The sequence below is a fragment of the Thermosynechococcus sp. HN-54 genome (assembly GCF_023650955.1).
In the GTDB taxonomy this organism is placed as follows: Bacteria; Cyanobacteriota; Cyanobacteriia; order Thermosynechococcales; family Thermosynechococcaceae; genus Thermosynechococcus.
Genome location: NZ_CP098039.1, coordinates 737,460 through 755,188 on the forward strand (window position 1 = coordinate 737,460; position 17,729 = coordinate 755,188).

Annotated in this window: 19 protein-coding genes; 9 read left to right on the plus strand and 10 right to left on the minus strand. The window is 52.9% G+C overall.

Annotated elements, in window-relative coordinates; genetic code table 11:
- Nucleotides 1-16 precede the first annotated feature (16 nt).
- The 4 genes from NBE99_RS03525 to NBE99_RS03540 all read left to right on the plus strand — a co-directional run bounded on the left by NBE99_RS03525 (nt 17) and on the right by NBE99_RS03540 (nt 4,707).
- Nucleotides 17-922 carry an Rpn family recombination-promoting nuclease/putative transposase gene (locus NBE99_RS03525; RefSeq protein ID WP_250683119.1) on the plus strand — a complete coding sequence of 302 codons (906 nt, stop codon included), beginning with the start codon at nt 17-19 and terminating at the stop codon, nt 920-922.
- A 129-nt stretch (nt 923-1,051) separates the two neighbouring features.
- The gene (gene fabG / locus NBE99_RS03530) at nt 1,052-1,789 is read left to right on the plus strand and encodes a 3-oxoacyl-[acyl-carrier-protein] reductase (RefSeq protein WP_250683120.1); all 738 of its coding nucleotides are present in this window, start codon (nt 1,052-1,054) and stop codon (nt 1,787-1,789) included.
- A gap of 25 nt (nt 1,790-1,814) precedes the next feature.
- Entirely contained in the window at nt 1,815-4,544 is a 2,730-nt protein-coding gene (locus tag NBE99_RS03535) for a valine--tRNA ligase (RefSeq protein WP_250683121.1), read from the plus strand.
- Nucleotides 4,537-4,707, plus strand: a complete 171-nt coding sequence (locus tag NBE99_RS03540) for a hypothetical protein (protein ID WP_250683122.1) — start codon at nt 4,537-4,539, stop codon at nt 4,705-4,707. Before NBE99_RS03535 ends, NBE99_RS03540 begins: the two co-directional genes overlap by 8 nt.
- 117 nt (nt 4,708-4,824) lie before the next feature.
- Here the strand turns inward: NBE99_RS03540 and NBE99_RS03545 are convergent, their stop codons facing one another.
- From NBE99_RS03545 to NBE99_RS03555, 3 genes are read right to left on the minus strand one after another with little or no spacing between them, the layout of a single operon-like run.
- Nucleotides 4,825-5,181: a ribulose bisphosphate carboxylase small subunit gene (locus NBE99_RS03545; RefSeq protein WP_250683123.1), complete on the minus strand. Its 357-nt coding sequence runs from the start codon at nt 5,179-5,181 to the stop codon at nt 4,825-4,827.
- 30 nt (nt 5,182-5,211) lie between these two features.
- Nucleotides 5,212-5,592: a RuBisCO chaperone RbcX gene (rcbX, locus tag NBE99_RS03550; RefSeq protein ID WP_250683124.1), complete on the minus strand. Its 381-nt coding sequence runs from the start codon at nt 5,590-5,592 to the stop codon at nt 5,212-5,214.
- Nucleotides 5,593-5,645: 53 nt separating this feature from the next.
- Complete coding sequence (locus tag NBE99_RS03555) at nt 5,646-7,073, minus strand: form I ribulose bisphosphate carboxylase large subunit (protein WP_250683125.1); 1,428 nt, start codon at nt 7,071-7,073, stop codon at nt 5,646-5,648.
- Nucleotides 7,074-7,486: 413 nt separating this feature from the next.
- Here NBE99_RS03555 and ylqF point away from each other — a divergent pair, with 413 nt between their 5' ends.
- Together ylqF and NBE99_RS03565 are read left to right on the plus strand one after the other, a co-directional pair.
- Complete coding sequence (gene ylqF, locus NBE99_RS03560; RefSeq protein ID WP_250683126.1) at nt 7,487-8,344, plus strand: ribosome biogenesis GTPase YlqF; 858 nt, start codon at nt 7,487-7,489, stop codon at nt 8,342-8,344.
- 3 nt (nt 8,345-8,347) lie between these two features.
- Entirely contained in the window at nt 8,348-9,847 is a 1,500-nt protein-coding gene (locus tag NBE99_RS03565) for a hypothetical protein (protein ID WP_250683127.1), read from the plus strand.
- A gap of 7 nt (nt 9,848-9,854) precedes the next feature.
- Here NBE99_RS03565 and bchI read toward each other — a convergent pair whose 3' ends face one another.
- Entirely contained in the window at nt 9,855-10,922 is a 1,068-nt protein-coding gene (bchI, locus tag NBE99_RS03570) for a magnesium chelatase ATPase subunit I (protein ID WP_399370851.1), read from the minus strand.
- Nucleotides 10,923-11,263: 341 nt separating this feature from the next.
- Between bchI and NBE99_RS03575 the strand changes: the two genes are divergently transcribed.
- The 3 genes from NBE99_RS03575 to rsmI are packed head-to-tail and all read left to right on the plus strand — an operon-like array spanning nt 11,264 to nt 13,209.
- A complete protein-coding gene (locus NBE99_RS03575; protein WP_250683129.1) occupies nt 11,264-11,743 on the plus strand; it encodes an RNA-binding protein in 480 nt (159 codons plus the stop codon).
- 18 nt (nt 11,744-11,761) lie between these two features.
- Nucleotides 11,762-12,364 (plus strand): precorrin-6Y C5,15-methyltransferase subunit CbiT, encoded by a 603-nt coding sequence (gene cbiT, locus NBE99_RS03580; protein WP_250683130.1) that lies wholly within the window; start codon nt 11,762-11,764, stop codon nt 12,362-12,364.
- A complete protein-coding gene (gene rsmI, locus NBE99_RS03585) occupies nt 12,364-13,209 on the plus strand; it encodes a 16S rRNA (cytidine(1402)-2'-O)-methyltransferase (protein WP_250683131.1) in 846 nt (281 codons plus the stop codon). Before cbiT ends, rsmI begins: the two co-directional genes overlap by 1 nt.
- Here rsmI and cofG read toward each other — a convergent pair.
- From cofG to NBE99_RS03615, 6 genes are all read right to left on the minus strand, one after another.
- Complete coding sequence (gene cofG / locus NBE99_RS03590) at nt 13,190-14,137, minus strand: 7,8-didemethyl-8-hydroxy-5-deazariboflavin synthase subunit CofG (protein ID WP_250683132.1); 948 nt, start codon at nt 14,135-14,137, stop codon at nt 13,190-13,192. The genes rsmI and cofG overlap by 20 nt on opposite strands.
- A 6-nt stretch (nt 14,138-14,143) precedes the next feature.
- Nucleotides 14,144-14,722 carry a hypothetical protein gene (locus tag NBE99_RS03595; RefSeq protein WP_250683133.1) on the minus strand — a complete coding sequence of 193 codons (579 nt, stop codon included), beginning with the start codon at nt 14,720-14,722 and terminating at the stop codon, nt 14,144-14,146.
- 169 nt (nt 14,723-14,891) lie between these two features.
- A complete protein-coding gene (locus NBE99_RS03600) occupies nt 14,892-15,131 on the minus strand; it encodes a hypothetical protein (protein WP_250683134.1) in 240 nt (79 codons plus the stop codon).
- Between the two features lie 11 nt (nt 15,132-15,142).
- A complete protein-coding gene (locus tag NBE99_RS03605) occupies nt 15,143-15,388 on the minus strand; it encodes a ferredoxin-thioredoxin reductase variable chain (RefSeq protein ID WP_250683135.1) in 246 nt (81 codons plus the stop codon).
- Nucleotides 15,389-15,811: 423 nt separating this feature from the next.
- On the minus strand, nt 15,812-16,804 hold the full coding sequence (locus tag NBE99_RS03610) for a CHAD domain-containing protein (protein WP_250683136.1): 993 nt from the start codon (nt 16,802-16,804) through the stop codon (nt 15,812-15,814).
- A gap of 203 nt (nt 16,805-17,007) precedes the next feature.
- Complete coding sequence (locus tag NBE99_RS03615; RefSeq protein WP_250683137.1) at nt 17,008-17,610, minus strand: superoxide dismutase; 603 nt, start codon at nt 17,608-17,610, stop codon at nt 17,008-17,010.
- Nucleotides 17,611-17,729: the final 119 nt, after the last annotated feature.

Here is a 17,729-nt window from a genome sequence, read left to right on the forward strand (position 1 = left end):
TCGCTCTTCCTAGCCCATGCACCGCGACTCCCTCTTTTACCAACTGTTTGCCCAGCTACCTCAGACCCTCTTTGACCTCTTGGGCATACAGACTCCTCAAGGGTATCGTTTTGACTCAGTCGAGTTGAAGCAAACCGCTTTTCGCATTGACGGCGTCTTTCTCCCCCCTGACCCCTCAGGAACGGTCTATTTCTGTGAAGTGCAGTTTCAACGGGACACGACCTTCTACGAACGTTTCTTTGCTGAAATCTTTCTCTACTTGCGTCTGTACCGCCAGACCTTCTCTGATTGGCAAGCCGTGGTCATTTATCCCGATCGCCAAGCAGAACAAGAGTGTTTTGAGCCGTATCAATTGTTAGTGAATAGCGATCGCCTGCGTCGAGTCTATTTGAATGAACTGGGATCACTTGAAGGGTTGCCATTCAGCCTAGCCCTGATGCAGCTCACAGTATTATCCGAAGCAGAAATGCCAACAGCAGCGCGGATGCTGGCAGAGCGCACTCGCATAGAGGCAGTTCCAAGGCCAGAAGTCATAATGGAGTTGATCACAACCATTGTCCTGTACAAGTTCACCAAGCTGAGTCGGGAGGAGGTGCTGCGGATGCTGGGGTTCACCACAGAAGAGCTGAAGCGGACGCGATTTTATCAAGAGGTTTATGCTGAGGCACAAGAGGAAGGGTTACAACAGGGATTACAGCAGGGGCTACAGCAGGGGCTACAGCAAGGGCTACAACAGGGATTGCAACAGGGAGAGGTACTTGTTGTCTTGAGGCAGTTAAGACGGCGGTTTGGCGATTTACCGGCTGACCTTGAAGAACGCATTCGTCAGCTTTCTCCTCATCAAGTCGAAGCTCTCGCAGAAGCACTCCTAGACTTTACTGACCTAGGGGAAGTGTCTGATTGGCTCGATCGCTCCGCCTAGAATATAGTGCCTTGATTGCTGTTCGAGGGGGATAACATACCCTAGCCGCAAGCGGGGTAACATCCACTGTTAAAATTTGTGATGGGTTATTCATACGTGCAGCATTTTTGCCCTTAGGAGAGAACTGATTTGAGCGAAGCAGCCGTTGCCATTGTTACTGGTGCCTCACGGGGGATTGGGCGGGCGATCGCCCTCGACCTAGCGAAAGAAGGAGCTACTGTAGTGGTCAACTACGCCCGTTCTGCTGAGGCCGCCCTTGAAGTGGTGCAAATGATTGAACAGCAAGGGGGAACAGCGATCGCGATCGCTGCCGATGTGTCTGTCCCTGAGCAGGTCGATACCCTTGTGGCCAAAACCGTGGAAACCTATGGCCGCGTGGATGTGCTGGTCAACAATGCGGGTATTACCCGCGACACGCTGCTGCTGCGTATGAGCCTAGAGGACTGGCAGGCGGTGATTAACCTGAACCTGACGGGAGTCTTCCTGTGTACCCGTGCGGTGAGCAAATTCATGCTCAAGCAAAAGCGGGGACGAATTATCAACATTGCCTCAGTAGCCGGGCAAATGGGCAACCCTGGCCAAGCCAACTACAGTGCCGCCAAAGCAGGTGTGATTGGGTTTACGAAAACCGTTGCCAAAGAACTTGCCAGTCGGGGCATTACCGTCAATGCCGTTGCCCCCGGCTTTATTGCCACTGAGATGACCGCTGGACTCAAGGCAGAGGACATTCTTAAATTCATTCCCCTAGGACGGTATGGCGAACCCACAGAAGTAGCAGGGATGGTGCGCTTTTTGGCCTTGGATCCCGCAGCCGCCTACATTACAGGGCAAGTCTTTAATGTGGATGGTGGTATGGTAATGGCCTAGGCGCCTTGGAGTAGTGCAGCAACCCATGACCGACGCGATTACCCTCCCCAGTCAATACGATCCCAAGCAAACCGAGGCCAAGTGGCAACAGCTTTGGGAACGAAGGGGTGTCTTTCATGCCGACCCCAACCATCCCGGCAAACCCTATTGCATTGTCATTCCCCCTCCCAATGTCACCGGTAGTTTGCACATGGGGCACGCCTTTGAGCACGCCCTGATTGATGTGCTGATTCGCTATCACCGCATGATTGGCCGCAACGTTCTCTGGCTACCGGGGACAGACCATGCCAGTATTGCCGTCAGCACAATTTTGGATCAACAGTTGCAGGCGGAAGGCACCAACCGCTTTGCCTTGGGACGCGAGGCCTATCTGCAGCGGGCTTGGGCGTGGAAAGCGTCCTCCGGCAATACCATCGTCAGCCAAATTCGTCGCTTGGGACTGTCGGTAGATTGGTCGCGGGAACGCTTCACCATGGATGAGGGGCTATCGCGGGCGGTGCTGACCGCTTTTAATCGCCTCTATGAAGCGGGACTGATCTATCGCGGTAAGTATTTGGTGAACTGGTGTCCCGCCAGTCAATCGGCGGTCTCGGATTTGGAGGTGGAAAACCGTGAGGTGCAGGGGCATCTTTGGCATTTGCGCTATCCCCTGACAGATGGGTCGGGTTATCTGGAGGTGGCTACAACTCGCCCAGAAACCATGTTGGGGGATACAGCGGTGGCGGTTCACCCGCAGGACGATCGCTATCGCCATTTGATTGGCAAAACGCTGCGCCTTCCCCTGATGAATCGAGAGATTCCGATTATTGCTGATCCCCTCGTCGATCCCACCTTTGGCACCGGCTGCGTCAAGGTCACCCCCGCCCATGATCCCAATGATTTTGTCATGGGGCAGCGCCATCACCTACCGATGATTCACCTGATGAATAAGGATGGCACGCTCAATGAGAATGCTGGGGAGTTTGCCGGTCTGGATCGCTTTGTGGCGCGTAAACAGGTGGTGGCTCGCTTAGAGGCGGAGGGCTTTTTGGTGCGGGTGGAAGATTACAAGCACACGGTTCCCTATAGCGATCGCGGCAAAGTGCCCATTGAACCACTCCTGTCCACCCAATGGTTTGTGAAAATTCGTCCCCTAGCGGATGCCACCCTCAAAGCCTTAGATAAAAAGCATTCCCCTCGCTTTATCCCCGATCGCTGGGCAAAGGTCTATCGCGATTGGCTCGTGAACTTGCGGGATTGGTGCATTTCACGGCAACTCTGGTGGGGGCATCAAATTCCCGCTTGGTACGTGGTCAGTGAAACCAATGGCGAAGTGCGCGATGACACGCCCTTTGTCGTGGCCATGGATGCGGCGGCTGCCCGCGCCAAGGCGATCGCCCAATTTGGCGAGGATATTGAACTCCAGCAGGATCAAGATGTCCTCGATACGTGGTTTTCCTCTGGCTTGTGGCCCTTTTCCACCTTGGGCTGGCCCGATGAGACGGCGGACTACCGTTGCTACTACCCAACCACCACCCTTGTTACTGGCTTTGACATCATCTTTTTCTGGGTGGCGCGGATGACCATGATGGGGCAGTACTTCACCGGTAAAATCCCCTTCCGCGATGTCTATATCCACGGCTTGGTGCGGGACGAAAACAACAAAAAAATGTCTAAGTCGGCCAATAATGGCATTGACCCGCTGGTTTTAATTGAGAAGTACGGCACGGATGCCCTGCGCTATAGCTTGGTCAAGGAAGTCGTGGGGGCAGGCCAAGATATTCGCCTAGAGTACAACCGTAAAACCGATGAATCAGCAACTGTCGAGGCGGCTCGCAACTTTGCCAATAAACTTTGGAATGCCTCCCGTTTTGTGCTGCTCAATCTAGAGGGACAAACCCCCGCCCAGTTGGGAACACCGCAGCGACGGGACTTGGCAACGAGCGATCGCTGGATTCTCAGTCGCTACCACACGGCTATTCAAACCACCCGCGAACGCATTGAAAGCTATGGCCTTGGGGAGGCAGCCAAGGGACTCTACGAATTCATCTGGGGGGATTTTTGCGACTGGTACATTGAACTGGTGAAGCCCCGTTTGCAAGGGGAAAACGCCAAAGCCAAGCGCACAGCGCAACAGGTACTTGCCATGGTTCTTGATGGCACCCTGAAGCTGCTGCATCCTTTTATGCCCCATATCACCGAGGAGATTTGGCACACGCTGCATCAGGTGGGAGAGAACGAGGTTCTGGCGGTACACCCCTACCCGAAAGTGAATCGCCGCGCCATTGATCCAGATCTTGAGGCTGAATTTAGCCTTGTGATTGAAACCATCCGTACCCTTCGCAATCTGCGGGCAGAGGCGGGCATTAAACCAGGACTGTATATTGCCGCCCTGATTGAGGCCAGTGCGGAAGAAGCGCCGATCTTTGAAGCCGCAGCGGCTGATATTCGACATTTGGCTCGCTTGGAAGCTCTGACCATTGGCAGCGGACTGCCAATTCCGCAGCAGGTGTTTAGCGGTGTCGTTGGCCAGAGTGAGGTGCTCATTCCCCTAGCGGGAGTTGTGGATGTCGAGGCCTTGGTGGCCAAACTCCAGAAAGAGGGCGATCGCCTGACGAAGGACATTCAATCTTTAACCGCTCGCCTCAACAACCCCAACTTTGTCAACAAAGCCCAACCCGATGTGGTGGCCACTGCCCAAGCCCAACTTGCCGCTGCTCAGCAGCAACTGACGATTATTGAACGCCGACTCCAGTCCCTGACGGCCCATGCCTAACCCCAGCCCTGATGAGCCGCCCAAGATCATTATTCCCACTGCCGCCATGATGGCCGTTGAGGCGGGGCGACTGATTGAGGCGATTAAAATCACCCAAGCGCGGTTAGGGGTGGACTTAAAAACAGCACAGCAAGCTGTTGAGACCTATTTGCGCGATCGCTAGCTTTTGACTCAGTACACTCCGTACACTTCCCGACAATAGAGTTGCCAAATAAAAAATAGGGGGGTGCTTTCCCCCCTTGAGTTCAATTCAGCCGCATGAATTGACGGTGTCTAGCGCTTAGTAGCGATAGCCGCTATAGCCGCTGTTGGCCTGATTGGGCTTGTAAACAATAAAACTCATCACTTGGCACTGCTTAATATTGTCAAAGGCAACAACCCGAATGAAGCAGTTGGGATATTCCGAGCGGCACTGCTGCACTTCGTTGAGCACCTCTTGGGCATTGGTGCAGTTAAACAGGGGCAGCTTCCACATCGTCCAGTAACGAATTTCAGCATCAGAGCTTTCATTGAACTCCACACAGGGGTGGTAGCCCTGATCAATCGCGTACTGGATTTGGCGAGCAATTTGGGCGTCACTGAGGGGAGGCAGGTAGGAGAAGGTTTCGTAACGACGCTCTTTAGGCAGTGTTTTCATAGGTTCCTCAATTGGTTCACAGTCAACAAATTATTCAGGGGTTTCTGGGTTGCTGCCCTCAACGTTGACTTCCGACACTTGGGTCATCCGCTCCAGTTGTTGACAGCGTTGTTGCAAGTTGGCCTGCTGGATGCCCGCACGCAGCATTTCCGGTAGGTAGTCCGCCACCATTTCCGCGAGATGTTCGCGTACTGTGAGAATGCGAAAACCGAGATCGGGCTGTTCGCGAAAGAGGGCTTCCAAGTAGCGTTCACCATCTTGGACACTTTCTTGACTCGTGAACTGGTGTAGCCAGAGCGATCGCGGTGGATCGGTTTCGGCTAGTTGCCCAATCACGGTTCGCACGGCCTGATAGGTCAGATAACTCATCAGGGTTTTGGTGGTTTGCTTCGCAATGTGCTTGACATCCATAGACCTACGGGGAAATCGTTGCCGTAGCTCCGATTGAACCCCAACTGCATCACCTAGATCGTGTCTTGCGCTTCAAACTCGAACTTAATTTCTTTCCAGAGTTCGCAGGCCGCAGCCAGTTCTGGACTCCAGCGAGCCGCTTCGCGGATAATGTCGCCGCCTTCGCGCATGAGGTCACGACCTTCGTTCCGAGCTTGGATACAGGCTTCAAGAGCGACCCGGTTTGCCGTTGCCCCCGGTGCATTCCCCCAAGGGTGACCCAGTGTGCCACCACCAAATTGCAGCACGGCATCATCACCGAAGATTTCCACAAGGGCAGGCATGTGCCAGACGTGAATCCCACCGGAGGCCACGGCCATCACACCCGGCATCGAAGCCCAGTCTTGGGTGAAGTAAATGCCACGGGAGCGATCCTGCTCAATGTAGTTTTCCCGCAGCAGATCCACAAAGCCTAGGGTCACGGCTTTATCCCCTTCGAGCTTACCGACCACGGTACCGGTGTGGATGTGGTCACCGCCGGACATCCGCAAGCACTTGGCCAATACCCGGAAGTGCATCCCGTGGTTTTTCTGCCGGTCGATCACAGCGTGCATGGCGCGGTGAATGTGCAACAGCATGCCATTGTCACGGCACCATTTCGAGAGGGTGGTGTTGGCGGTGAAGCCAGCGGTGAGGAAGTCATGCATGATGATGGGCATTTCCAGTTCTTTGGCGAACTCTGCCCGTTTTAGCATTTCTTCGCAGGTGGCGGCGGTCACGTTCAGGTAGTGGCCTTTGATTTCACCGGTTTCTGCTTGGGCTTTGTGAATGGCATCAGCAACAAACAGGAAGCGATCGCGCCAGCGTTGGAAAGGCTGGGAGTTGATGTTTTCGTCATCCTTGGTGAAGTCCAGACCACCGCGCAAGCATTCGTAAACGGCACGACCATAGTTTTTCGCCGACAGACCCAGTTTCGGCTTAATGGTGCAGCCCAAGAGGGGACGACCGTATTTGTTCAATTTGTCGCGTTCCACTTGGATACCGTGGGGTGGCCCTTGGAAGGTTTTCAGGTAAGCCACAGGAATCCGCAGGTCTTCAAGGCGCAGAGCTTTGAGGGCTTTGAAACCAAACACGTTCCCCACAATGGAGGTCAGCATGTTGGTGACAGAGCCTTCTTCAAAGAGATCCAGCGGGTAGGCAATGTAGGCGATGAACTGATTGTCTTCACCCGGCAGGGGTTCGATGTCGTAGCAGCGACCTTTGTACCGCTCCAAGTCCGTCAGCAGGTCAGTCCACACGGTGGTCCATGTACCTGTCGAGGATTCTGCGGCAACGGCGGCAGCAGCTTCTTCAAAGGGCACGCCCGGCTGCGGGGTTACACGAAAGGCCGCTAGAATATCGGTATCTTTGGGGGTGTAATCAGGGGTGTAGTAGGTCAGGCGGTAGTCTTTTACCCCTGCCTGATACCCAGCTTTCTGGGATTTGGATTGCGTATAGGCCATAGACGTTTTTCCTCTTTAACAGTTAGTGTGCCGAATAGAGCAATCTCTACAGGCAACCTGTGCAATGGGTAGTGTGAACGCTACGATTCCCCGAAAATGGGGCAAAGTTGAGCAATGCAAAACTCAGCGAGATGATGCAACCATCCGCAAGCCTGTGATATCGTCGTAGGTCTTATGCTTAAGCATTAGCTTAGTTGATACCCAATGCAATAACTTTTGCTTTGGAGATTCTTAATTATTCTATAGGTTTGGGTTATCAATCTTTAGAGTTGTTTATAGGTCTCTAATTAGAGGGGCATAACTATAGTCTTCTTTCTATACAAGCTGAACTGAGAATTGTCTTAAGTCAATTTAATAGTCCTCATCACTGGCGATCGCTCTATTGTTTCTGAAAAAAAGAGGGTGGAATTTCTATGAGTCCGATCATTCAATGGTATCCTGGCCACATTGCCAAGGCAGAACGCGCCCTTAAGGAACAACTGAAACAGGTGGATGTGATCTTTGAAGTACGGGATGCGCGGATTCCCCTCGCCAGTTGCCATCCCCAGATTCGCCAGTGGGCCAGTGGCAAGCAACGCCTCTTGGTGCTCAATGGCATGGACAGGATTAGCGATCGCGATCGCCAGCAGTGGCTGACATGGTTTGAGACCCAAGGGGAAACCGTCTTTTTCACCAATGCGCAGCGGGGTGAAGGGATTCGCCGACTCCAACAGGCTGCGGTGCGGGCAGGGGCTGCTATGAATCAACGCCGTCAACAGCGGGGCATGCAAGTAAGAGCCGTGCGGGCTGTGGTTCTCGGGTTTCCCAATGTGGGCAAGTCAGCACTGATTAATCGCCTTTTGCAGCAACGGGTGGTCGAGAGTGCAGCTCGGCCGGGGGTGACGCGGCAACTGCGTTGGGTGCGCTTGTCTCCCACCTTGGAACTTTTGGATGCCCCCGGTGTCTTGCCGATGAATTTTAAGAATCAAGAGGCGGCGGTAAAACTGGCCATTTGTGATGACATTGGCCAAGCTGCCTACGATCCTTGTCGGGTGGCACCGATTCTTGTTGAGCTGATGCACCAGTTGGGACATGCCGATCGCCTCAGCGATCGCTATGGTTTAGCCGTCACTGACACGGGTGAAACCTATCTTCATGATCTCGCCACTAACCGCTACCACGGCGACTTGGAACGGGCGGCACGACAACTGTTGCAGGACTATCGCCGAGGGTACTTGGGGGCGATCGCTCTTGAGCGTCCTCCTCAGAACAGAAGCGAGAGCGTAGCATAATTTATGAAAACACTGATTATTACTGTGGGGAACCGGCAAGTTGGCTGGCGGTGCCGCGATGGCATTATTCGCAGTTTTGGGGCGGATGGCTCTCGCAAGGATCCCCCTCATCTTGATGAACTGTATCAGGAATTTGGCGTCGAACGAGGTTTCCATGATCCTGAGGGAAAGTACCGCCACAATGTGCGCTATCTGAGTGAGATTGTGTATCACCGCTGTAAAGAAAAAAGCGATTTCTCGCCGCTGGTGCTGCTCCTTGATGAGCAAATCTTGGCGGAACACTATGCCACGCCAACGGAATCTGCAGAGGTGATTCTCTGGGGAACGGATCAGCCAGAAGCGGTCAGTTGGCAATTTCGTTCCATGGATACCCGCTGGCTGGCAAAATTGATGGCGGGGGCGATTCAGCAGCGTTATCCTCACCTGCCGGTAACGGTCTGGAACTGTTCTGTGGATGTGAATGACACCCAAGCCCTAAGGAGTTTCACCGAAAAACAGCTAGAGGACTACATCGAGCAGTTGCCCAAGGAGGCAAGTTGGCGGTTACAAATTCAAACGAAGGGATCCGTGCCCCAAATTGCCAGTTCCCTAGAGCTAATTGCAGCAATTCTGATGCGGGAATACCTAGTTGAACAACTCATCCCGCAGGAACCCACACCCTTTTTTGATCCGAGTCATCAATCTGCCCGTAGTGCTGAAACTTTTCATGTGGTGTCCCTGAGTGAGGTGTTTTGGCCCCTAGAACGCCAGTGGATTGCCACAGCATGGAAACGGGGCGACTTTACGGCCGCAAAGGTACTCCTTGCAGCCCATCGCGATCGCTATGAGGCACTCTATCAGTTGGCCGATCGTCTTGCATTAGCCACCAACTGGAGTATTCAAGATTTTCTCAAGGGGATTCAGGGGGAACGCTGGCTGGCTCAAAAGCCTACCAAAGCAGTGACTCACAAAGCTCAACGGCAGCAGTGGCGTGAGGCGACGATCACTCGCTGTCCTAATAGTGAAACGGTCACCAGCAAGTTCTTGAAAATTTGGGAATTTGAGCTATTGATTGATCTGAGCTTGCAGCAGGCAAACTATACCCTAGCCTTTATGCAATTTGCCCAGATGCTTGAACGACTCCTGTTTTGGCGATGCGAAAAGGAAGATTGGCGCACTCAGGGGTACGTAGGTCCGGAATTCTTGCAGGAGGGCAACTATCGCGATCCGACCTTGGGGCAGTTGTGGCGAGCATGGGCACAGGCTGAGAGGCGATCGCTGACTGACCCGTTTGTCAAAAAACTGGAAAAAGTGAATGAATATCGCAATGGCGTTGTTCACCGCAATCGAGCGATCGCTCGCGAAGAGTTAACGGTGCTAGCTAACGCTTCACCACAGGCCTCCCCAAGTGAGATTCATCAAGGGCTGTTAAAGGTGCTCTGCTCGGTTCTCAATCTGCAAGACATGCCTGAGCCAGGAGTGGCGCGATCGCTCTACGAGTGGGGACTACAACAATTAAAGTAATTGGCGCCTAGGCAGCAATTTGAACACCAAAGACCTCTTGGAAGACCTTGCCTACCTTGTAGCCGGAGTCAATTGACTCTAGCGGATCTTTGCGCAAGCGGTGCCGCAGACAGAGGACAATCACCCGTGAAATATCCTCAACGGTCACATCGGTGCGTCCCTCAAAGGCGGCCAAAGCCTTCGCAGCGCGGTTAGTGACAATGTCGCCCCGCAGGCCGTCCACATCTAGCTCGGCACAGACTTGGGAAATTTTCACCCGCAGCTCGTGGTCAATTGTGACACTCGGCAATAGGGCTTGGGCGGCAACTATTTTGGCTTGCAGCGCTTCCTGTTGGGCTTGGTATTTGGCTAAAAAGGCTTCTGGATTTTGATCAAATTGCGATCGCTGCTCCACAATTTCCACCCGCAGGGTTGGATCCTTGACGGTGCGAATCTCAGCGTGCATGCCAAAGCGATCCAGTAGTTGCGGTCGCAGTTCCCCTTCCTCGGGGTTGCCAGAGCCGACCAAGACAAAGCGTGCTGGGTGACGAATTGAAATGCCCTCACGCTCAACGGTATTCCAGCCGGAGGCAGCGGCATCGAGCAGAACATCCACCAAGTGATCATCTAGGAGGTTTACCTCGTCCACGTAGAGAATGCCGCGATTGGCCTTGGCCAAGAGTCCTGGTTCAAAGGCTTTGACTCCCTCCGCAAGGGCTTTTTCAATATCAATAGTCCCGCAGACCCGATCCTCGGTTGCCCCCAAGGGTAGATCCACCATCGGCACTTTTTTCTTAACGGTGTGAATCGGTTCACCCGCTGCTACGGCCACCTTCACCCCATCACTCATGAGATCGGGATCGCTGGGGTGACTATTAAAAGGATCATCGGCCACCACTTCAATTTCCGGCAGTAGATCCGCAAGGGCGCGAATGGTGGTTGATTTGCCCGTGCCGCGATCGCCCATGATCATCACCCCCCCGATTTTGGGGTCAATGACATTGAGCAACAATGACAGTTTCATTTCATCCTGACCGACAATTGCCGCAAAGGGAAAAACAGGCCGACGAGGGACAGCAGTCGCAGTCACAGGCATCACATCGCAAAAACAGCATTAATCATTGTGCCACATTGCGTTTGCGCTGCCACAGCAAAATTTTTCCGCAAAATCCTAGCCCTAGGTGGAGAAAGCGTGGTACCCTAAATAGGGATAACTCAAGAGCTAAGTGCTCTTATTGCCTTTGCTCTGCTCCATCTATCAAGGTTCTCAATTAGCAACAATCGCTGTGAACCAATCTAGTCATTTCACACCATTAATAAAGGCAGGGTCTTTGCGTGCCATTGTTGGCTCTAGGCCTTTGTTGCGAGCGGTTTCTCACGCCCGACTGTCCATTTTTGAATCATGTTGTTTTTAAGCTGCCTAAGGGAGGTTTCTTTATGTCCGTGCGTTTATATGTGGGCAATCTGCCGCGTGAACTGAGCCGCGAAGAGCTAGAAGCCCTATTGAACCAAGAAGTAGGCGAAGTAGGCACCACCAAACTGATTACTGATCGCAAGACTGGTAAGTGCCGCGGGTTTGGCTTTGTCACCGTCGAATCCGAAGAAGTGGCAGATCAGGTGATTGAGAAACTCAACGGCTACACCTTTAAGGACAATCCCCTCAAGATTGAAAAGGCCAACGACAAGCCTAAATCTGAAGCTAAGGAAAAAGAAGACGCAGCGGCAGAAAAACCCACTCCCAGCAACCGCAGCAGCAATCGCAAAAATAATAAAAATAATGGGCGGCGTACCCAAACCAATTCGGCGCCGGCTGAGTATAGCTCTATAGATACGGAAGCTGCTCAACCGGATCCCCGCTGGGCAGATGCCTTAGCACAGCTCAAGGAACGGCTCCTCGCCCAAAGCAGCAACGGTTAAGGGTTTTAGGCAGTTTCTATGACGGCGGATCCCTGGCCATTTGTTACTCCGGGTATCCCTGATGGTCTTTTTGAGCGCTTACCAGGTATTCCCCTCACCCAACGGGAAACGCGGTTATTGATGCTCTCCTATTTGCGGCTCGAGCCAGACTCCTGCCTTTGGGATGTGGGGGCCGGCACGGGTACGATCGCTGTTGAGGCAGCACGCTTGGCGAAGCGTGGACAGGTGATCGCCATTGAACGGGATGAAGAAGTCATTGATCTGATCCAGCGCAATTGCAATCGCTTTGGTGTCAAGAATGTACAGATTGTTGCTGGTTCGGCTCCAGGTTGCTTTCCCCAGTTACGTCGCACACCGCAGCGGATTTGTCTCGAGGGGGGGCGGCCGATTAAGGAAGTTTTGCTGCAAGCGTGGGAGTATCTTGCCCCCGGTGGCCGCTTGGTGGCGATCGCCAGCAGTTTAGAAAATCTCTATGCCCTCTCTGAAGGTTTCGCGACAGTCCAAGCCCGCAGCCTAGAGGTGGTGCAGTCAGTGATCAATCGCCTAGAAACGCGGGGCGGCCACCAAATTTTTGCAGCAGTGGAACCAATCTTTATTCTCAGTGGCGAAAAAATTTCCTGATGGGCATCGGGCAACTGTGGGTGGTGGGTACCCCCATTGGCAATCTTGAGGACATGAGCGCTCGCGCCCTGCGCATTCTCAAGGCGGTGGATCTCATTGCTGCCGAGGATACACGCCACACCGGCCGCCTGTTACAGCACTTTGGCATTACCACTCCTCAAATTAGTCTCCATGAGCACAATACCCAACAGCGACTCCCCCAACTTTTGCAACGATTAGAGGCGGGTCAACAGATTGCCCTGGTTAGCGATGCAGGCTTACCGGGGGTGTCCGATCCCGGCTATGAATTGATCACGGCCTGTATTGCCGCCGCGATTCCCGTGACACCGATTCCGGGGGCAAATGCTGCCTTGACAGCGCTGATGGCTGCTGGCTTGCCCATGGATCGCTTTTGTTTTGAAGGGTTTTTGCCGACTAAGGGGCGCGATCGCCAGCAACGATTGCAGGCATTGCAGCAGGAAACTCGTACGATTATTCTTTATGAAGCCCCCCATCGGCTAGTGCAAACGGTAACAGAGTTATGTCAGATCTTGGGGAGCGATCGCTCCCTCGTACTCGCCCGCGAACTGACAAAGCGCCACGAAGAATTTTGGCGGGGAACTCTCGGTACTGCCTGCACTTATCTACAGGAGCATCCCCCCCGTGGCGAATACACACTGGTTTTAGCCGCTGCCCCTGAACACTCTGTGGCCGTGAATCCCAATCATCTTGCTGACGAATTAGCGACACTTCTCAGCCAAGGTCTCTCCCTTACCCAAGCGAGCCGTCAATTGGCAGATCTGACGGGTCTTTCGCGGCGCGACATCTACCAACTGGGACTCCAGCTTAAACAGGCATCCCCCTAACCTTCTCCCTCAAGGGTGGCGGTAGCCAATCCACAAACTGGGGATAGACGGGGAGTCGTGGCACTAATTCCCATCCCCAAGCCTGTAATTGTTCCCTTAGGGCTGCCACATCGGTATGGGGATAGTTTGGATTGACATGATCCAAGGGCACGATGCCCCCCAAGTCGCGAGCGCCCGCTTCTAGGCACGCCCGAAAAACCCCTGGATCTGTGACGAGATTTGCAGGAATTTGAATCGTGATGTCTTCAGGCAAGAGCGATCGCCCCCACCGTACCACGTTCGGTAATTGCCTCAGATCAAAGGGGGGCAACGCTGCTTCCTGCTGCTGGCCGGGACTGTGGGGCTGCAAAATCACTTCCTGAATATGTCCCCACCGCCCATGACACTTAGCAATGGCCGTGAGCGTTTCTACCCAATCCTGCAGCTCTTCACCAATCCCCAAGAGCAAGCCCGTGGTGAAGGGAATGCTCAGTTCCCCGGCCTGTTCCAGTTGGTGTAAACGTAGTTGCGGATCCTTGCTGGGGGCATGGCGATGGACAGTTTCCAACAACTTCGGTGTCAATTGCTCCAGCATCAGCCCCATCGAGACATTCACCGCCTTGAGAGCGGCCATTTCCGCTCGACTCAGAGGCCCAGCATTGGTGTGGGGCAAAAATCCCTGAGCCAAGGCTAAGACTGCCAGATCGTAGAGACGGGCTAACCAGTGGGAACGCTGGGGGCTGTTGGGGGCAACTTCGCCACTGAGAATGAGAATTTCTCGTACCTGTTGTGGATTCAGTGCTGCTAACTGCTTTGCCGCTGCTTCTAGACTCAGCCACCCGCTCGTACCGATGTCACGCCGGAAATTGCAGTAGGTACAGCGATTAAAGCACTCATACGTGGGCACTAGGGTAAAGGCGGGACTGTAGGTTACTATTCGATCTAGCATGTCAGGTTAACGAAATAGCGCCCTGATCTCAGCGCCACTGCGTTGGAGGCGATTATTTCCTAAGCGACAGTCATCATTATGGGGGTTGCCATCTATGCGAATATCTGGATCATAACCAATCTCCAATACATAGTTAGGCGGAAACTCTCCCTCTGCTGGGGATGAGATGTTCCAAGGGCGTTCAAACATGACGGTGACCTCTTGACCTACCCCTAGATTTTGGAATGGCTGCTGGGCAACCAATCGTGCTCTGCCACCAAGCATTTGTTCGTACAAATAGACCATTTGTTGATTGACACCTGATTGATAGGTGGATGTCCCACGATTGCGAACAATCCCTGTAATCCGCACTCGGCCTTCAAATGGGGTTGTGCGATTCATCAAGCTGAAATTCACTGCCTGCACCGCTGGGTCGGGGCAAAGAACTTGGGGAGGCCGTAAGTTAGGGATAATCGGGTGCCGGGGAGTTAACTCTATATTTCTGGGGGTAATCGTGGGTTGAGCCTCAAGGGGACGCACACTCATAACGAAGGGAGTTAACATTGCCCCAGTGAACAGAATGAGGGATAAACGTTGACGCATCATGTTCAGGACTCCAAATTCATAAGGTGGCGTGGGTTGATAGAGCAGTACGCTCTCTTAAATCCCTATCTTGTTGACAATCCTTAGGGGAGCCTGTACACCAAGCACGTTTTATCAGTGATCTTGATCACCAAACAACTGGTAGAGAAGCGTTGATAGGTTTTGAGAGTTTTTAGTCGGCATAACGGGCGATCGCGAAAACATAGAGGCCGTGGCCTGCCAACAGGGCTAACCACACAAGAGTCAACGTCGGCATAAAGGGCACCGCCATGGGTTGCAGCTGATGCCAAAACCAGCCACCAGAGTTAAAAGCAGCAAAGAGGGCAACATGAACCGCAAAATTCATGCGATCGTCCAAGCGGCGATAGCGCGGATCACGGCGATCGGGCTTACGAGGCCAACGGGGAGGCATATACAGCGTACCTAAATCACTTCCAGTTCGTCGGGGTGCAAATGGGCAATGAACTTGGGACTAAACCGCACCTGAATTGGGTAGTTGGGACTAATGGGACGGCCTTGCCAGTCGTTGAGAATAGCGCAGATTTCCCCTTCCATCCCTTGAATGTCAAAGGGTTCGTTACGGTGATCGGGATGGTGATAGATGATAGTAGGGGTCTTGACGCGCACCCGCAGACCGACACTTAGGGCTTGTTGCTCCATAACACTCATTCGCCTATGGTTCTCCTCGACTGGCAGGAATTTTATTTTTATCGTCGCATACGGATTGGCAAGGGCGATCGCTCTCGCAAAATTGAAAATGAATGGTTACCATTACCGCTCTATTTGCATGATGAATTGAGAGCGAAATGCTAGACAGGTTCTTGATTGTGGGAATGCAATGTGCTAAGGAAATCCACTAAAGAGGATATTAAGGTTTGCAACGTTGAGACAATTCAGACACTGTTGAAGAAATCGTGACCTCGCCTATACTGAGTGACCTACAGTTAGTCAAAAGCAGCAGTCAAGAAACGCCCCTGCCTTATGAGTGTTCAGCAGCATTCAGCAGAGACGTGAAGCGTTGATTCGAGAGAGATTGAGCAAGGCATTTGAAAAGCGCTGTGTTGCTAGAGGACAAAACAACTTCCCTGCCCCTTAGTTGGAAGCAGGAATCATCTTTTGACTGAAGGATTTCCCGTTGGCATTTGTCGTCATGGGGGGCATCAGGAGGAGGGAGCGCACTTGATGGCGTTTTTCGGGACTGAGATATTCCTGTTGTACGCAGCGCCAAGTTTGCCATTGTCGTGTTTGCTCTAGGGCAATCATTTCTGCGAGACAGGGAGAGGCTTGGCGCAGGTTCAGACCCAGTTGGGTACGGAAGAAGTCATGGAGAACAACACCGTCATGAAGGGTGCCGAGAAGTTCCTGTAACCGGGCAAAAGCACTCACCTGTTCGCTAAAGGCATCCCCATAGACACTGCTAAACAGTTCCATTTGGTAGCGTACCCGCTTGGTTTGCTTGCGTAGATCGTGGAGATCTTCACCCGCTGTTTGCAGCCACTGGGGCGGGTTACTGACCGCAAGGAAGAGGGGGCGATCGCCCTGCCACTCAATGGCCACTTGCCACCCCGGATGCAGCAACAGTTGACACACCAAGGGCAGTAAAATATCTGGCGCAATCAGTTCCGTCGGTAAGTTAGCAATCTCACGATATTGAGGGGCAGCTAGCCATTCTTCAAGCCCCTGTTGCAATTTGCGATAGCGATCGCTGCGCAGCAATTGAAGCGCTTTTTGCAGCAGTTCTGTCCGTTGCTTTTCGAGTTTCTTGATCAGTTTTGCCAGTTGTTGTTGCTCAGAACGGGGCAGGTGAGGGTAATACTGCTCCTTGAGCGCCAGCATCATCACATCCAAATCCCGTACGGGGCTGAGACTGCCGGCGATCGCCCGTACCCGCTGAATGGAGACTCCCTTGGGCAAACGAACCGTGTCACAAAATACCTCCAGAGCGGTTCGCAGGCGACGCAGACCCACCCGCATCTGGTGAATTGCCTCAACGTCGCGATCGCGAATCACCCCCGGCTCATGTTTGCTAATTTTGCGGTAGTACTTCTCAAAAGCGGCGTATGCGACATGCCCTAGGGTTTCCATCAGACCCCCTCCCTGCTCAACGGCCAAAGGAATACCACTATCAAATTAACGTTTATTAACCAAGCTTACTTTTATCTTAATTTTAACTTAACCACACTCTAACATTTGTCCTATGGCTGAATCACGGCTCGGCAACAAAAAGCCCCGCTCAACTAGAACGGGGATGACTAAAAATAGATTTTTACGAAATAAAATTAGGAATCTTAGGCAGCCGCTAGATTTTTAGCGACAAAGTCCCAGTTCACCAGTTGGTTGAGGAAGTTATCAATGAAATCCGGACGACGGTTTTGGTAGTCGAGATAATAGGCATGCTCCCAAACATCAATCGTCAGCAGGGGCACTTGACCATGAACCAAGGGGTTTTCGGCATTGGGGGTTTTGGTCACTTTCAGCGTACCGGCTTCGAGCACCAGCCATGCCCAACCACTGCCAAATTGGGTCGCCGCCGCATTTTTGAACTGGGACTTGAACTCGTCGTAGCTACCAAAGGCGCTGTTGATCCGGGCTGCCACATCCCCCGTGGGAGCACCACCGCCACCGGGTTTCAGGCTGTTCCAGAAAAAGGTGTGGTTCCAAACTTGAGCTGCATTGTTGAAAATGCCGACCTTGGCCGGATCGCCATAGGTGATCCGAATCACATCTTCAAGGGATTTGTCAGCGAGTTCCGTATCTTGGGTCAGTTTATTGAGATTGTCCACATAGGCTTTATGGTGCTTGCCATAGTGAAATTCAAAGGTTTTCGCAGACATCCCGTAGGGTTCAAGGGCACCCGGATCATAGGGAAGGGGTTCCTGTACAAATGCCATAGTGTTCGATCCCTCTCTAAAGGTGACGCAGGTTTAGGCGACCAGAGGTCAGTCATTCCAAAAGGGCACTCAGCAGCAGTGCCCATGGCCTAATTAACAATTCGCAATAATTATACCAT

Coding starts and splice junctions, on each gene's coding strand:
- rsmI (WP_250683131.1), top strand. CDS start 12,364: ATGGGCATCGGGCAACTGTGGGTGGTGGGTACCCCCATTGGCAATCTT.
- cbiT (WP_250683130.1), top strand. CDS start 11,762: ATGACGGCGGATCCCTGGCCATTTGTTACTCCGGGTATCCCTGATGGT.
- bchI (WP_399370851.1), bottom strand. CDS start 10,922: ATGCCTGTGACTGCGACTGCTGTCCCTCGTCGGCCTGTTTTTCCCTTT.
- ylqF (WP_250683126.1), top strand. CDS start 7,487: ATGAGTCCGATCATTCAATGGTATCCTGGCCACATTGCCAAGGCAGAA.
- NBE99_RS03565 (WP_250683127.1), top strand. CDS start 8,348: ATGAAAACACTGATTATTACTGTGGGGAACCGGCAAGTTGGCTGGCGG.
- NBE99_RS03575 (WP_250683129.1), top strand. CDS start 11,264: ATGTCCGTGCGTTTATATGTGGGCAATCTGCCGCGTGAACTGAGCCGC.
- NBE99_RS03595 (WP_250683133.1), bottom strand. CDS start 14,722: ATGATGCGTCAACGTTTATCCCTCATTCTGTTCACTGGGGCAATGTTA.
- NBE99_RS03535 (WP_250683121.1), top strand. CDS start 1,815: ATGACCGACGCGATTACCCTCCCCAGTCAATACGATCCCAAGCAAACC.
- NBE99_RS03610 (WP_250683136.1), bottom strand. CDS start 16,804: ATGGAAACCCTAGGGCATGTCGCATACGCCGCTTTTGAGAAGTACTAC.
- rcbX (WP_250683124.1), bottom strand. CDS start 5,592: ATGGATGTCAAGCACATTGCGAAGCAAACCACCAAAACCCTGATGAGT.
- NBE99_RS03540 (WP_250683122.1), top strand. CDS start 4,537: ATGCCTAACCCCAGCCCTGATGAGCCGCCCAAGATCATTATTCCCACT.
- NBE99_RS03555 (WP_250683125.1), bottom strand. CDS start 7,073: ATGGCCTATACGCAATCCAAATCCCAGAAAGCTGGGTATCAGGCAGGG.
- NBE99_RS03600 (WP_250683134.1), bottom strand. CDS start 15,131: ATGCCTCCCCGTTGGCCTCGTAAGCCCGATCGCCGTGATCCGCGCTAT.
- NBE99_RS03605 (WP_250683135.1), bottom strand. CDS start 15,388: ATGAGTGTTATGGAGCAACAAGCCCTAAGTGTCGGTCTGCGGGTGCGC.
- NBE99_RS03525 (WP_250683119.1), top strand. CDS start 17: ATGCACCGCGACTCCCTCTTTTACCAACTGTTTGCCCAGCTACCTCAG.
- NBE99_RS03545 (WP_250683123.1), bottom strand. CDS start 5,181: ATGAAAACACTGCCTAAAGAGCGTCGTTACGAAACCTTCTCCTACCTG.
- NBE99_RS03615 (WP_250683137.1), bottom strand. CDS start 17,610: ATGGCATTTGTACAGGAACCCCTTCCCTATGATCCGGGTGCCCTTGAA.
- cofG (WP_250683132.1), bottom strand. CDS start 14,137: ATGCTAGATCGAATAGTAACCTACAGTCCCGCCTTTACCCTAGTGCCC.